We start from the raw sequence: 12686 nt of genomic DNA on the forward strand, positions 1-12686 counted from the left end.
CCTTTGAAAAGGGTTCTTTCCTCCCCTTCCCCCGGACCCCCATCCCCTCCTTTTCCTAAACTTTTTTGGGCGCGCTTCGCGCGGGGGATGTTGTGACCAACCTGTTTATTTCGCTCTATATAAAGTGGTTCTTCCTGCTGACGCCCTTCTTCGTGCTCACGGTCTTCCTGACCCTGACCGAGGAGATGGACAAGGGGGCGCAGCACCGGCTGGCCATCCGGACGACCACGGCGGTGCTGGTCATTTCGCTGGTGCTCTATTTCGCGGGCAATCCGATTTTCTCCACGCTGGGGATCACCCTGGACGGGTTCCGGATCGGTTCGGGAGCGCTGCTCTTCCTGTCCGCCGTGTCCCTGGTGTCGGGCAAGAAACAGCGGCCCGAGCCGGAGGATGACGCGGACGTGGCCGTTGTCCCGCTGGCCATGCCCATCACCGTGGGCCCGGCGACCATCGGCACCCTGCTCATCCTCGGCGCGGAGCTTTCCTCCACCGAAGAGAAGCTGACCGGCGCGGCGGCCCTGGTCTGCGCCTGCCTGTCCGTGGGCGTCATCCTGTTCTCCGCGTCCAGCCTCAAACGGATCATCGGCCGCATGGGCCTCAACGTGCTGACCAAGATCACCGGCCTGGTCCTTTCGGCCATGGCCGCCCAGATCGCCTTTACCGGCGTGCGCAACTTCCTGTCCTGATCCCGGCCGGGGAACGGCCCGTTTTTCGTGGACGCTTCCGGCCTTTGGGCCTACCCTCGGCCTCATGCCCCGTTTCTCCCGCCTGCCGCTGCTCCTGGCCCTGATTCCCGCCCTGCTGGCCTGGTCCGCCAAGGACGCCCCGGCCTTTGACGGCCTGGTCCTGAGCCTCGCTCCGGCGGGGCCCGCGATTCAGGGCGCAGCCGTGCTCGAGGCGGCCTACGCCCGGCTCGGCATCCCCGTGTTCTTCCGCGACTATCCGGCCCGGCGCGGGCTGGCCGAGGCCAACGCGGGCGCGGCCGACGGCGAGGCCGTGCGCATGGGCGGGCTCACCCGGGAACTGCCCGACCTGATCCAGGTGGAGCCGTCCATCGTAACGGTCCAGGGCGTGGCCGTGACCTGCGACCCGGACCTGGTCGTCCGCAGCCGCGCCGACCTCGCGGGGCTGCGGATCGGTGTGCACCCCGGCATCCGCCTGTCCGAAAAGCTGGTCCACGGACTGGATCACGTGGTCGAGGGCCGCTGGGAGCAACTCTTCCGCATGCTCTACCTCGACCGCCTGGACGTGATCATCGCCTTCGACGGCATCGAGCGCACCCAGGCGGGGCGGTCCGGCGCCGAACGCCTCCGGGTCATCCGCCCCGCGCGCTGGCGCATCCCCCTGTACCACTATCTCAACCGCAGACACGCGGACCTGGTCCCCCGCATACAGGCCGTGCTCGAAACCATGCGGGACGACGGCGAGATCGAGCGCATTCTGAAGGCCTGCGGCACGCCCTGACCATCCCCGCGCCGCCCCATGGACCTTCGCCGAAAATCGGCGTATGCTTACAATCCATGCGTATCATCCTGCTGTGCATAATGACCCTGTGCCTCGGCGCTCCCGCCCTGGCCGGGCAAACCCTGGTCCTGGGCTACGGGGGCGGCACCCTGTCCCTGTCCTCGCTCAAGGTGCTCAGGGAGGCCTACAGCCGCATCGGCATCACCGTCGAGGCCAAGCGGCTGCCAGCGGCCCGCTCCCTGGAAATGGCCGAGAAAGGCCAAGTGGACGGCGAAGTCAACCGCATCAGGGCCATCGAGGAGCAATACCCCCGGCTCATGCGCATCGACGTGCCCGTCAACCGGCTGGAAGGGGTCGTCATGACCTGCAGCACGAGCCTGGAACACGTCTCCCTGGAGGCCATCCGCAAGCTCCACCTGGGCATCAAGATCGGCAACCGCTACGCCGAGATGCTCACCGACGGCATGCCCACCGTGACCAGGCTCCCCCATGAGGAAAAACTGATGAAGCTGCTCCTGGAGGGGCGGCTGGACGCCCTGCTGGTGGACCGCGCCTGGGCCGAGGCCGAGATGGCCAAGCCGGGCATGGGCTGCCTGCGCGTCAACGAACCGCCCCTGGTGGTCGTCCCGCTGTACCACTACCTGAACCGCCGCCACGCCGCCCTCGTCCCCCTGATCACCGCCGAGCTCAGGGCCATGCGCGAGTCCGGCGAGATAGACCGCATCCTGGGCACCGACCGATAGCCTGGCCCCGCCCCCTTTACACACGGCCCGAACTGCCCTAGGAATTGGTTGCTATGACAACCGAATCCCCCCTGACCTTCGAACACGGCTATGACATCCGCTCCTACGAACCGCGCCCGGACGGCCGCGTGTCCGTGACCGCCATCTGCAACCAGTTGCAGGACATCGCCTCGCGCCACGCGGACACCCTCGGTTTCGGCCACCGCGACCTGGAACAGAGCGGCCACTTCTGGATCCTGGCCCGCCTGCACCTCATGGTCGACCGGCTGCCCGGCTTCGGCGGACGCACCGGCATCCTGACCTGGCCCTCGGGCAACGAGCGGCTGGTGGCCCTGCGCGACTTCCTGGTCCTGGACCAGGACGGCCCCATGGGCCGGGCGACCACCTCCTGGGTGACCATGAACACCAAAACCCACCGCCCGGACCCGCCCCAGACCGTGCTCCACGAGCGGTTCATCCCGGACCGCGAGCATGCCCTGACCTTCCCCACCAAGGCCGTGACCCGGCTGAAAGAGGGCGAACACCGCGCCGAGATCACGGCCCGGCGGTCGGACATCGACATCAACGGCCACGTGAACAACGTGAAATATCTGGAATACTGCTTCGAGGCCGTGCCCGGCGAATGGATCGCGGAGAACCGCTGCCACGGGGTGGACATCCAGTTCCGCAGCGAGTCCTTCCCCGGCGACGAGCTGGTCTCGGAATGCGCCATGGCCGAGCCGGACCAGGGCATGGACACCTTCCTGCACGGCCTGACCCGCGTCTCGGACAACAAGGAGATCGTGCGCATGCGCTCCTGGTGGAGGCGGCCGTGAGCGCGGACATCATCCTGACCTTCGACATCGAGGGCATCGACTGGGAAGAGGCGGCGTCCATCTTCGAGCGGGCGCCGCTGGGCACCCGCGAGCCGGACGTCCTGCGCCGGACCTTCGAGAACAGCGACCTGACCTGTTTCGCCTGGGACGGAGAGACCCTGGTGGGCATCGCCCGCGCCCTGAGCGACCGCACGGTGCACTCGGTCATCTACGACCTGTGCATGCTCCCGGAGTGCCAGGGCAAGGGGCTGGGAACGCGGATGATGGAGGCCATGCTGGAGCGCCTCGGCACGCCGGGCGTGGTCCTGTGGTCCGTGCCGGGCAAGGAGCCGTTCTACGCGCGCTTCGGGTTCAGGCCCATGCTCACGGCCATGGCCCGGTTCGAGGACCCCGAGCGGTCCGCTGCGGGCGGCTACATCAGTCTGTGACGCGCTCGTCCATGACCTCGGCCAGCAGCGTGGTCAGGACCGGATCGTAGCGCTTGCCGTCCCCGATGAGCACCTGAACGGCCTCGGCCATGTCCCTTGCCGAGCGGTAGGGCCGGTCGCCGACGATGGCCGAAAAGGAATCGGCCACGGCGCAGAGCCTGCCCATGGTGGAAATGTTCTTGTCGAACCGGCGCGCCGGATAGCCCGAGCCGTCCAGCCGCTCGTGGTGCTGCTCCATGCATTCCAGGACGACCGGGTCCTGCACCTTGAGCCGCCGGAGCATGTTCCGCCCGGCCTCGATGTGGCGCTCGATGGACTCCCGGTCGCGGCGGACCAGGAACTGCTCCTTGTCGCGGATGAACTTCGGGACCATGACCATGCCCAGGTCGTGGAGCAGGAGCCCGAGGATCAGGCTGATGAGCACGGTCTTCTCCACCTTGCCCCCGCTCAGGCGCAGGTACAGGGCCAGGCCGATGAGCATGGTGTTCACCGAGTGCACGGCCAGGTCGTAGTCCCGCTCCAGGGTATGGGTCAGGAAGGCCACCCGGCTCGGGTCGATCCAGACGTACTCGGCCAGGATGGCGACGTCCGTGCGCAAGGCCTCGAAGGTGTCCTCGCGCGGCTGGTTCAGGAAATCCGCCATGCGGTTGCGCAGGGCGATAAAGAATATCTCCGCCACCTCCCGGGGCAGAAACCCCTCCTCCACCAGCAGCAGGCCGAGCTTCCGGCTCAGGTGCTCGGCATAGACGCGGTAGTCCTCGCGCAGCAGGAAGAGCCGCCCCTCCTCGGCGAACCGGGCCACCTCGTCCTGGCCCTCGCGCGACAGCCGCTCCCCGCCGCGCAGGTAGCGCCCGGTGCGGCCCACCTCCGGGTCGAAGACGTACAGGTCCACGGGCGGCCGGAACTTGGGAAAACTCGCCAGGATATTGGGACTGATCTGCAGGTAGGTCTCGGAGAGAGAGCCGGGATCGGTGTCTGGAACCATGCGTTCACCTTGTTTTGGTCTGTGGTCTCGGGTTCCATACCCTGATTTCATCCCGTTTTGAAGTGCGCGGGCGTTTCGCGCGGCCCAAAAAAGGCGGGCCCCGGTATCGGGACCCGCCGTCATGCTTTTTTGCGGCTCGTTGCCGGAGGCTACTTGCTCTTGCCCTTGCCGCCCCCGTTGGAATTGCCGGAGTTGCCCTTGCCGTTGCCGCCCCCGTTGGAATTACCGGAGTTGCCCCGGCCGGACGAATCCTTGCCCTTGGAGGAATCGGAGTTCTTGGCCCCGCCCTTGGCCTTGTCCGAGGCCCTGCTCAGGCCCACGGCCTTGGAGCCCTTGCCGCCGCTCACGCCCGGGGTCTTGGACACGCCGGTCTTGACGTTGCGGCCGGTGGCGAAGCCCGCCTGGGCGGACACGGAGGCCATGGCCTGGCCCACGCCCCGGCTCTTGGTCTCGGCGCGGGTCTGGTGCTGATGCTGGTTCCTGTGCCCGATGCCCAGAGTGCTCGGATGCACGCCCAGTTCCTTGGCGATGACGCCCCAGCCCATGTCCTCGGCGCGCATGGAGGCGATGGTGTCCACGGACACGGAGGCGGCGTCGGACACGGCCTGTTCGGCGGCGGCCTGGGCCGTCTCGAGGCTGGCCTGGGCCGCGTCGAGCTGGGCCTGGGCGGCGGCCTCGGCTTCCGGGTCCTCGGCGGCCTGGGCGTCGGCCACGGCCTGCTCGGCGTCGGCAACGGCCTGTTCGGCGTCGGCCACCGCCTGCTCGGCGTCGGCCACGGCCTGGGCAGAGGCGGCGGCAGCGGCTTCGGCCAGGGCCTCCGCCTTGGCGGCCTGGGCCGGGTTGGCGAAGCTCGGCGTATCCGCCGTGTCGTCGGTATCGCCCGTGTCTCCGGTGTCGCCGGTGTCACCCGTGTCGCCGGTCACGTCGCCGGTGGTATCGCCGGTGGGCGTATCCGTCTGCGCCATGGCGCGGGGAATCGCGACCATCAGGGCAAGGATCAATATGACAACCCAAAAACTCAATTTATTCATAGTGGTATGCATAATTATTCTCCAGTCTGTTTACCGAACCTCGGTAATAAAGCTCACCGATTCATCCAGGGAGAACGTCTTGTCGCCCACCCGGACGGTTTCAGCGGTTCCAAACCAGCTCAGAGGCAGCCTGCTCCGATCGACGTCCGGATTGCCGTTGAGCATGTAGTCGCGGACGGCGGCGGCCCGGGCCTTGGCCAGGGTAACGTTCCCCTTGGCGTAGGCGACTATGTTCACCACCAGTCCCTTGTTGACCTGCATCATCGCGCTGAGCACTTCCAATGAGGCCCTGCCGTCGGCATCCAGGACGCTGGTTCCGGGTTTGAACGCCATGCTTTTCAGCGTGACGTTGCGCTTCCCGATTATGAAATTGCGGTAGGTGAAGTTCCCGTGCAGATTGAGTTGCTCCGTGGCCGTCATGGCCATGCTCCCGTCGGGATAGAACTCAAGGAACCGCTTCCATGCCGCGATCTCGTCGCTCGTTCTGTCAAGTCCCCCCAAGGCCCGCGCCCTGTTGTACAGCGCTTCCGGGTTGTACTGGTCCAGCTTCAGGACCACGTCGTACTGCTTGAGGGCCTGTGCCCACTGTCCCCGGTCCGCGTAGCCGTGTCCCAGGTAGAGGTGGGCGGAAATATGGTTCGGGTCCAGGCTGATGGCCTTTTCGTAGGCCGCCCTTTCCCGGTCGAAATCCATCATGGCCCAGTAGGCCACCCCGGTCCAAAAGACGTAATCCGCGTCGTCCGGGGCCAGCCGCACGGCCTTCTGCAGATAGGGAAGGCCTTGCTTGGGCTTGTTCAGGGCCAGATAGTACCGGCCCACGTAATAGGCCGAGGCGGCGTCGTCGGGGTTCTCCCTGAGCTGCTCGCCCATGACCTTGATTCCTTCCTCGTACTGCTCCTGCTCCAGGTAGTACGGTCCCATCACTTTGGCGCATCCCGCGGAGAACAGGACGGACGCCAGCAACAGCATTGCAATGAACTTCTTCACTCAAAGGCTCCCATGGGTTTCCGGGCCTCTCGACCCCCTCAGTGCAATATACCGGGAATACGGTCGCAGGGTCACATAGAAATCAAGAAATGTTAATTAGAGATGGCGCGGCCGGTGAGGCTGCGGGTGGTGAAGCCGAGGCGGATGGAGACGTCGCCCATGGACCCGCCGTCGGCGAGCACGGCGGCCGCGCCGGAGGCGATGTCCCGGTCCGTGAGCCCCCGCTGCCGGGCGATGAGCACCAGGCGGATGAAGTAGCGCCACTCCGGGGTCAGGGAGTCCGCTTCGAACCCGGCCTTGAGCACGGACCGGGTCAGCGCGTAGTCGAACCCGGCCTGGCCCAGGAGGGAGACCATCTCCGCGCCGGTCAGGAAGGCTTCGGGCGGCTGCCCGGAAAATTCGGCGATGTAGGCCTTGACGTCCTCGCGCGGAACCCCCTTGGACACGCCCTCGCCCAGGGCCACCAGGACGCGGGGGTCGATCTTCCCGCGCGGGCCGGGCAGGAGCTCGGCCACGAAGAGGTAGTCGGCGATGCGGGTTCGCAGGGCGTGGACGATGAGCGCGGGCCGGACGCGCTTGGACAGCCCTTCCTCGAGCTTGTCCTCCAGGGGGGCCAGGGGAAGCTTGCGGCCGCAGGCCTCAATGAGCGGCTCAAGCAGGCTCGCCCCGTCGGTCTCGGACAGGTCGCCCGAGGCCACGGAGGAACGGACACGGTCCACGGTTTCGGCATAGACGCCACACTCGCGGGCGCGGTCGGCAAGGGAGGAAAGGCTGGCATCCCCGGCTCCTGCCGGGCGTGCCGGGAAGGACAGGCACAGCACCAGCAGGAGGGCCAGGGTATGGAGGCTATAGCGTTTGTTCATGTTCTCCGTTTACAAAAACTATGGAATTCCGGTTGCCGAACCCGTCGTCGCTGGTCATGGGCGCATTGGGGTCGGGAACGAGCTGCTTTCCGTTCACCAGGAACAGATACTCGTGGTCGCCCGGAGGGAGCTGGGCCTCGAGTATCCATGCCTGCGCATCCCGGCTGTACCACATGACCGAGCGGTCCGCCCGCCAATTGTTGAAGGACCCGATGACCGAGACCTTGCGGGCGTGCATGTCCGCATCGTGCAGGATGAAGCGCACGGAGGCAAACCTCGGGCCGTCGTCCTCCAGGGGCTTCCGGTTGGTCACGAAGACCAGGGCCAGCAGGGCCACGGCCAGGGTCATGGCCGGGATGGCGGTGATCGGCCGGAAGGTCAGGACCCTCGGGCGCAGGAACCACAGGCGCGCACGCGTCCACGGGGACGGCCGCTTGGCTTCTAGCCGGGCCATGATCCGATTGGCCAGGTCCGCGGGCGGCTCGGCTTCGGGGCCGGTCTGCACGGCATGGATGATGATATCTTCCATGTGAGTCTTGCTTCGTTCTTCCGTCATGGGTTGTTCCCCCCGTCGAATTGCTGCCGGACCATGTCCAGCCCTCTGCTCAGGCGCATCTTGGCCGCGCTCACGGAGATTCCCAAAGTGCTCGCGATCTCCTGCATGGAGAAATCGTAGCGGAACCTGAGCAGGAGCGCCTCGCGGTACTTCGGGTCGAGGTCCATCACGGCCGCGAAGGCCTTGGCCCCGTCGAGCCGGTCGTTCATGGCCCTGGGCTCGTCCCGCCGGTCCTGTTCGCGGACCATGACCGAGACGTCTTCAACGAACACGTGCCTGTCCCGGCCCTCCTTGCGGAGCCAGTCCCGAGCCACGTTCAGGGCCAGCGTATACAGCCATGGGAAGAACCGTCTGCGCTGGTTGAAGGTCTCGAGCTTCTCGTAGGCCCGGACAAAGGCGTCCTGGGCGAGGTCGGCCGCGATGTCCTCGTCGCCCGTCATGCGGAGCATGAGATTGTACACGGGCCGCTGGTACTCGCGTACCAGGGTGCCGTATAGCTGGACGTCGCCCAGCAGTATGGTCCGTACAATTTCCGCTTCGCGTTTGTCTTTCATTTCCCTTCCGGCGGGCCCAAAGGGGGACCGCAACTCATCTGCAAACTACTATACGCGCCCACGCCGGTTCGGGTCACAGCCTCTTGCCCGGAGTTTCGTCCTAGGCTATCAACATACACGAATACCAAAGGAGAAAACAACCATGGATCCCCGAGACAATCCGGTGCTCCAGGCCATCCGCGAGCGCCGTTCCATCCGCAAGTTCACCGCAGAGCGGGTGGACAAGGCAACCCTGACCACCATCCTCGAAGCCGGGCAGTGGGCCCCCAGCGGCATGAACAACCAGCCCTGGCGGTTCCTGGTCGTCACCCGCGACGACCCGCGCACGGAAAAGCTGGCCGCCTGCACCAAGTACGCGCACATCGTCCGCACCTCGGCGGCGTGCATCTGCGTGTTCCTGGACAAGGGCGCCATGTACAGCGAGATGAAGGACCACCAGGGGGCCGGGGCGTGCATCCAGAACATGCTCCTGGCCATCCATAGCCTGGGCCTGGGCGCGGTCTGGCTGGGCCAGATCGTCAACGACCAGCCGGCCGTCCTGTCCGCCCTGGGGTTGTCCGAGGCCGAGTTCGAACTTGAGGCCGTCCTCGCCCTGGGCCACCCGGACCAGAAGGGCGGCTCCACGCGAAAACCCCTCTCCGAACTCATGCTGGAGGACTTCTGATGGATATCGCGACCTTCCCGCTGGGCGCCCTGCAGACCAACTGCTACGTCCTGAGCAACGGCCGCGAGGCCGTGGTCGTGGACCCCGGCGGCGACCCCGCGCCGCTGCTCAGGCACCTCGAAGCCGGGGGACTGACCCTGACCGCCATCCTGAACACGCACCTGCACTTCGACCACACTGCGGGCAACAAGGCGCTGGCCGAGGCCACGGGCGCGCCCATCCTGGCCAACGACGCGGACGGCTACCTCCTGGATACCTGGCTGGGCCGGGGCGGCGACATGGGGTTGCCCCTGCTCGACCTCTATGAATGGAAAAACCTGGAGCCGGGCGAAGCCGCCTTTGCCGGGGCCAAGTGCTCGGTGTTCCACACGCCGGGCCACTCGCCGGGCAGCCTGACCTTCTATTTCCCGGACGCCGGGGCCGCCTTCGTGGGCGACCTGATCTTCTACCGCTCCATCGGCCGCACGGACTTTCCCGGCGGCGACCTCGACACGCTCAAACGCTCGGTCCGGGAGCACATCTTCACCCTGCCGCCCGAGACCCGGCTGCTGTCCGGGCACGGCCCGGAGACGTCGGTCGGGGACGAGCGAAACCACAACCCGTATCTCGGGGGATTCTGACCATGAGCGAACCCGTTCGCGTCGATATCCGCAACAAGTGCTGAGGGGTGGGACTGGAGGTAGGTTGGTACCTCCGTTTCGCCAAGACGGACCGCGTCGAGGCCCTGGTCTCCCTCAAGGGAGCGGCCCAGGTGCGCCACCAGGAGCACATCTTCCCTGACTGGGCCTTCGAGTTCAAGGAGTTCGAGGACCATGTCCGGGCGGTGATGACCCGCAAGCAACCCGTATACGACAAGGAGTCCTGAATGGACCACGCCGCCATCTTCGCCTGCTCCCACCGCCGGGGGGGCAACTCCGACCACGCCGCCGAACTGCTGGCCGAAGGGGTGCGCAGGGCGGGCGGCGAGGCCGAGGTGCTCTACGTGCGCAATTTCGAGGTCCTGCCCTGTCTGGCCTGCGGCTACTGCGACGCCCCGGAACGGACCGGACGGGAGCGGTGCGTGCTCGGGCCCACCGACCAGGCCTGGGACCTGTTCGCCCATTGCCTGTCCGCCCGGACCATCCTGTTCGCCTCGCCCATCTACTTCTACCACCTGCCCTCGCGGCTCAAGACCTGGATCGACCGGGGCCAGCAGTTCTGGCGGGCCCGGCTCGACGGCGAACCGTGGATCGCGGACCTGCCCGACCGCACGGCCCATGCCGTGCTCCTGGCGGGCCAGCCCTCGGGCGAGAAGCTCTTTGAGGGGGCGCGGCTGACGCTGAAGTATTTCGTGCACAATTTCAACATGCCTCTGGCCGATCCCCTGGTCTTCCGGGGGGTGGACACGCGCAGCGACCTGCGCGCCAAGGGCGGCTTCGAGGCGCGCATCGTCGAACTCGGGGCCACGGCCTGGAAGACGGCTGCGGACCGGGCGGGCTGATCCCGTGTTCCGGCCCGTCCTGACCCTGGCCCGGCGGCTCGGCCTGCGCGCCGGGCGCTGCGCGGTCTGCGGCGCGGTCACGCCGGACGGCGGCCGTCCCCTGTGCCCGGCCTGCGCCGAGGCGCTGCCCCCGCGCACCGGCGGCCTGTGCCCCGCCTGCGGCGAGCTGTCCGGCCGGGAGGAGGACCCGCCCAGCCTGTGTCCGGAATGCCGGGCCGACCCGCCGCCCTGGGACGAACTCTATTTCCACGGCCAATACGCCGGGGTCATGCGCCGCCTGATCCTCGGCTACAAGTTCCACAACCGGTTCGAGCGCAACCGGCTCCTGGGCGCGCTCGGCGTGCGCGCCTTCACCGCCCGGCAGGGGCGCGTGCCCGACGCGGTGGTCCCGGTGCCCCTGCACGACCGGCGGCTGGTCTGGCGCGGCTTCAACCAGAGCCTGGAGATCGCACGCGCCCTGGCCCGGCATGTGGACCGGCCCCTGCTGGTCCACGGGCTGACGCGCACGCGCAACACCCCGCCCCAGACCCGGTTCGGGCTCAAGGAGCGGCAGGCCAACATCAAGGGGGCGTTTGCGGCGGACCCGGCCCTGGTCAAGGGCAGACGGCTGCTCCTGGTGGACGACGTGTACACCACGGGCTCGACCCTGCGGGAGTGCGCCCGGACCCTGAAGCGGGCGGGCTGCACCGGGGTGGACGTCCTGGTCCTGGCCCGAACCGTACTGGACTAGCCCGACCGGCGGACGTCCCGGCTAATACCGGTATTTCAGACGCCAGCCGAAGGTCACGTAGTCGAACGGTTTTTCCGCCTTGAACTTATTGTAGTAATAAATTTTCTTTTTGGCCTTCGTGGTCCGGACCCGAAGAGGGACGGTGGCGACCACTTCATCGTCCCTGACCATGCAGAGCTTCATCCGGGCGTCCCTGATCCGGCCCACGCCCTGAAAGAGCGCGTCTCCCTGGATGACGTATGCGCCGGAGCTCTTACGCTCCAGGCGGTAGTTGAACCGCACCGACGTGCCGTCCCTGGATTTGTCTTCCCGCGTATGGACGTCCGGCCCGGTCAACTCACCGACGGGCACCGCCTTGATCCCGCACCCGGCCAACAACGAGCGCGCCGCCATGAGCAGGGTGCTTCGCATCTTCTTCATATAGATAAACCTATGTTTTTCTTGTAGTAAACCGGCGGCAGTGTATCCATGTCGGCAGGACGAGGCAAGCCTGGACATAAGCACTGGATTTGAAGGGTTTAAAACGTTGATTACGGGGCCGGTCCCACTGCGGCGGAGACTCGCAGGCCTCACAATAATGACTATATTGTCCGGGCAGGGTGAAAACGGCAAAAAAAAGTGAAAAACCCGAGATCGGGGCTTGACTTCTACAGGGGGTTGCGGCTAGGTTGCCTCCTCTTACGAATTGGAGGTTCTAACTATGTTCGCTATCATCGAGACCGGCGGTAAACAGTACCGCGTTGAAGAAGGTCTTGAACTCAATGTAGATTTGCTGAAGGCTGATGCCGGCGACGCGCTGAGCATCGATTCCGTTCTCCTGGTCGAAAAGGACGGCGACACCAAGATCGGTGCCCCGTACGTCGATGGAGCAAAGGTCGAGTGCGAAGTCCTGGGCCATCTCCGTGGCGACAAGGTCGTGGTCTTCCACAAGCTGTCCAAGAAGGACGCCCGGAAGACTCAGGGTCACCGCCAGGATTACACCAAACTTAAAGTCAATTCCATCACGGCCTAGCGCCTGGAAGGGAGGATAACATGGCTCATAAAAAAGCTGGTGGTAGCTCCAGAAACGGTCGCGACAGCGCCGGTCAGCGGCGTGGCGTGAAGCGCTTCGGCGGTCAGGAAGTCCTTGCCGGCAATATCCTTGTCCGGCAGCTCGGTACCAGATTTCACCCTGGCGACGGCGTCGGCATGGGCAGGGATTACACCCTGTTCGCTCTGGTCGACGGCGTGGTCAAATTCGAGAAGTTCACTCGCAAGAAGGTCGTCAAGACCCGCGTGAGCGTGACGCCCGCCGAGGCCTAGTTCTCGATAACGCAAGCATAGTTGCCGGGCAGGGAGACGTCATGCTCCCTGCCCGTTTTTTGCGTTGAGAAGACAGCGGCCAAC

Annotated in this window: 19 protein-coding genes; 12 read left to right on the forward strand and 7 right to left on the reverse strand. The window is 66.1% G+C overall.

The genetic code is table 11. The features are described 5' to 3' along the window. Window positions 1–92 precede the first annotated feature (92 nt). From AB6M95_RS14430 to AB6M95_RS14450, 5 genes are all read left to right on the forward strand, one after another. On the forward strand, window positions 93–686 hold the full coding sequence (locus AB6M95_RS14430) for a MarC family protein (protein WP_371387446.1): 594 nt from the start codon (window positions 93–95) through the stop codon (window positions 684–686). Window positions 687–750: 64 nt separating this feature from the next. Next, window positions 751–1464 (forward strand): substrate-binding periplasmic protein, encoded by a 714-nt coding sequence (locus AB6M95_RS14435; RefSeq protein ID WP_371387447.1) that lies wholly within the window; start codon window positions 751–753, stop codon window positions 1462–1464. Window positions 1465–1520: 56 nt separating this feature from the next. Beyond that, window positions 1521–2207: a substrate-binding periplasmic protein gene (locus AB6M95_RS14440; RefSeq protein WP_371387448.1), complete on the forward strand. Its 687-nt coding sequence runs from the start codon at window positions 1521–1523 to the stop codon at window positions 2205–2207. 53 nt (window positions 2208–2260) lie between these two features. Next, window positions 2261–3022, forward strand: coding sequence for an acyl-[acyl-carrier-protein] thioesterase (locus AB6M95_RS14445; RefSeq protein WP_371387449.1), 762 nt, complete (start codon window positions 2261–2263; stop codon window positions 3020–3022). Continuing rightward, window positions 3019–3450 (forward strand): GNAT family N-acetyltransferase, encoded by a 432-nt coding sequence (locus tag AB6M95_RS14450; protein ID WP_371387450.1) that lies wholly within the window; start codon window positions 3019–3021, stop codon window positions 3448–3450. Before AB6M95_RS14445 ends, AB6M95_RS14450 begins: the two co-directional genes overlap by 4 nt. Here AB6M95_RS14450 and AB6M95_RS14455 read toward each other — a convergent pair. From AB6M95_RS14455 to AB6M95_RS14480, 6 genes are all read right to left on the reverse strand, one after another. Further along, entirely contained in the window at window positions 3440–4435 is a 996-nt protein-coding gene (locus AB6M95_RS14455) for an HD-GYP domain-containing protein (RefSeq protein ID WP_371387451.1), read from the reverse strand. The genes AB6M95_RS14450 and AB6M95_RS14455 overlap by 11 nt on opposite strands. A gap of 149 nt (window positions 4436–4584) precedes the next feature. Beyond that, a complete protein-coding gene (locus tag AB6M95_RS14460) occupies window positions 4585–5400 on the reverse strand; it encodes a hypothetical protein (protein WP_371387452.1) in 816 nt (271 codons plus the stop codon). Window positions 5401–5496: 96 nt separating this feature from the next. Next, window positions 5497–6453 carry a tetratricopeptide repeat protein gene (locus AB6M95_RS14465; protein WP_371387453.1) on the reverse strand — a complete coding sequence of 319 codons (957 nt, stop codon included), beginning with the start codon at window positions 6451–6453 and terminating at the stop codon, window positions 5497–5499. A gap of 92 nt (window positions 6454–6545) precedes the next feature. Then, window positions 6546–7316: a hypothetical protein gene (locus AB6M95_RS14470; RefSeq protein WP_371387454.1), complete on the reverse strand. Its 771-nt coding sequence runs from the start codon at window positions 7314–7316 to the stop codon at window positions 6546–6548. After that, window positions 7300–7845: a glycoside hydrolase family 13 gene (locus AB6M95_RS14475; RefSeq protein ID WP_371387455.1), complete on the reverse strand. Its 546-nt coding sequence runs from the start codon at window positions 7843–7845 to the stop codon at window positions 7300–7302. The genes AB6M95_RS14470 and AB6M95_RS14475 overlap by 17 nt, the downstream gene beginning before the upstream one ends. 23 nt (window positions 7846–7868) lie before the next feature. Beyond that, window positions 7869–8426: an RNA polymerase sigma factor gene (locus AB6M95_RS14480; RefSeq protein WP_371387456.1), complete on the reverse strand. Its 558-nt coding sequence runs from the start codon at window positions 8424–8426 to the stop codon at window positions 7869–7871. Between the two features lie 142 nt (window positions 8427–8568). Here AB6M95_RS14480 and AB6M95_RS14485 point away from each other — a divergent pair, with 142 nt between their 5' ends. The 5 genes from AB6M95_RS14485 to AB6M95_RS14505 are packed head-to-tail and all read left to right on the forward strand — an operon-like array spanning window position 8569 to window position 11300. Beyond that, window positions 8569–9090 (forward strand): nitroreductase family protein, encoded by a 522-nt coding sequence (locus AB6M95_RS14485; RefSeq protein WP_371387457.1) that lies wholly within the window; start codon window positions 8569–8571, stop codon window positions 9088–9090. Next, window positions 9090–9710 carry an MBL fold metallo-hydrolase gene (locus AB6M95_RS14490; protein ID WP_371387458.1) on the forward strand — a complete coding sequence of 207 codons (621 nt, stop codon included), beginning with the start codon at window positions 9090–9092 and terminating at the stop codon, window positions 9708–9710. The genes AB6M95_RS14485 and AB6M95_RS14490 overlap by 1 nt, the downstream gene beginning before the upstream one ends. A gap of 47 nt (window positions 9711–9757) precedes the next feature. Beyond that, window positions 9758–9955: a hypothetical protein gene (locus tag AB6M95_RS14495; RefSeq protein ID WP_371387459.1), complete on the forward strand. Its 198-nt coding sequence runs from the start codon at window positions 9758–9760 to the stop codon at window positions 9953–9955. Beyond that, window positions 9956–10570, forward strand: a complete 615-nt coding sequence (locus AB6M95_RS14500) for a flavodoxin family protein (protein ID WP_371387460.1) — start codon at window positions 9956–9958, stop codon at window positions 10568–10570. A 4-nt stretch (window positions 10571–10574) separates the two neighbouring features. Further along, the gene (locus AB6M95_RS14505) at window positions 10575–11300 is read left to right on the forward strand and encodes a ComF family protein (protein WP_371387461.1); all 726 of its coding nucleotides are present in this window, start codon (window positions 10575–10577) and stop codon (window positions 11298–11300) included. Between the two features lie 21 nt (window positions 11301–11321). Here AB6M95_RS14505 and AB6M95_RS14510 read toward each other — a convergent pair whose 3' ends face one another. Next, window positions 11322–11720 (reverse strand): hypothetical protein, encoded by a 399-nt coding sequence (locus tag AB6M95_RS14510; protein WP_371387462.1) that lies wholly within the window; start codon window positions 11718–11720, stop codon window positions 11322–11324. A gap of 280 nt (window positions 11721–12000) precedes the next feature. Here AB6M95_RS14510 and rplU point away from each other — a divergent pair, with 280 nt between their 5' ends. Both rplU and rpmA read left to right on the forward strand, forming a co-directional pair. Next, window positions 12001–12312 carry a 50S ribosomal protein L21 gene (gene rplU, locus AB6M95_RS14515; protein ID WP_371387463.1) on the forward strand — a complete coding sequence of 104 codons (312 nt, stop codon included), beginning with the start codon at window positions 12001–12003 and terminating at the stop codon, window positions 12310–12312. A gap of 20 nt (window positions 12313–12332) precedes the next feature. After that, window positions 12333–12602 (forward strand): 50S ribosomal protein L27, encoded by a 270-nt coding sequence (rpmA, locus tag AB6M95_RS14520; RefSeq protein ID WP_371387464.1) that lies wholly within the window; start codon window positions 12333–12335, stop codon window positions 12600–12602. Window positions 12603–12686 lie beyond the last annotated feature (84 nt).

Origin of the sequence: Pseudodesulfovibrio karagichevae (genome assembly GCF_041414475.1) — a bacterium.
GTDB lineage: Bacteria > Desulfobacterota > Desulfovibrionia > Desulfovibrionales > Desulfovibrionaceae > Pseudodesulfovibrio > Pseudodesulfovibrio karagichevae.

Excerpts from the sequence above, each read along its gene's own strand:
- AB6M95_RS14435 (WP_371387447.1), top strand. The coding sequence starts at position 751 with ATGCCCCGTTTCTCCCGCCTGCCGCTGCTCCTGGCCCTGATTCCCGCC.
- AB6M95_RS14445 (WP_371387449.1), top strand. The coding sequence starts at position 2,261 with ATGACAACCGAATCCCCCCTGACCTTCGAACACGGCTATGACATCCGC.
- AB6M95_RS14490 (WP_371387458.1), top strand. The coding sequence starts at position 9,090 with ATGGATATCGCGACCTTCCCGCTGGGCGCCCTGCAGACCAACTGCTAC.
- AB6M95_RS14475 (WP_371387455.1), bottom strand. The coding sequence starts at position 7,845 with ATGGAAGATATCATCATCCATGCCGTGCAGACCGGCCCCGAAGCCGAG.
- AB6M95_RS14510 (WP_371387462.1), bottom strand. The coding sequence starts at position 11,720 with ATGAAGAAGATGCGAAGCACCCTGCTCATGGCGGCGCGCTCGTTGTTG.
- AB6M95_RS14485 (WP_371387457.1), top strand. The coding sequence starts at position 8,569 with ATGGATCCCCGAGACAATCCGGTGCTCCAGGCCATCCGCGAGCGCCGT.
- AB6M95_RS14480 (WP_371387456.1), bottom strand. The coding sequence starts at position 8,426 with ATGAAAGACAAACGCGAAGCGGAAATTGTACGGACCATACTGCTGGGC.
- AB6M95_RS14440 (WP_371387448.1), top strand. The coding sequence starts at position 1,521 with ATGCGTATCATCCTGCTGTGCATAATGACCCTGTGCCTCGGCGCTCCC.
- rplU (WP_371387463.1), top strand. The coding sequence starts at position 12,001 with ATGTTCGCTATCATCGAGACCGGCGGTAAACAGTACCGCGTTGAAGAA.
- AB6M95_RS14460 (WP_371387452.1), bottom strand. The coding sequence starts at position 5,400 with ATGGCGCAGACGGATACGCCCACCGGCGATACCACCGGCGACGTGACC.
- AB6M95_RS14455 (WP_371387451.1), bottom strand. The coding sequence starts at position 4,435 with ATGGTTCCAGACACCGATCCCGGCTCTCTCTCCGAGACCTACCTGCAG.
- AB6M95_RS14500 (WP_371387460.1), top strand. The coding sequence starts at position 9,956 with ATGGACCACGCCGCCATCTTCGCCTGCTCCCACCGCCGGGGGGGCAAC.
- AB6M95_RS14470 (WP_371387454.1), bottom strand. The coding sequence starts at position 7,316 with ATGAACAAACGCTATAGCCTCCATACCCTGGCCCTCCTGCTGGTGCTG.
- rpmA (WP_371387464.1), top strand. The coding sequence starts at position 12,333 with ATGGCTCATAAAAAAGCTGGTGGTAGCTCCAGAAACGGTCGCGACAGC.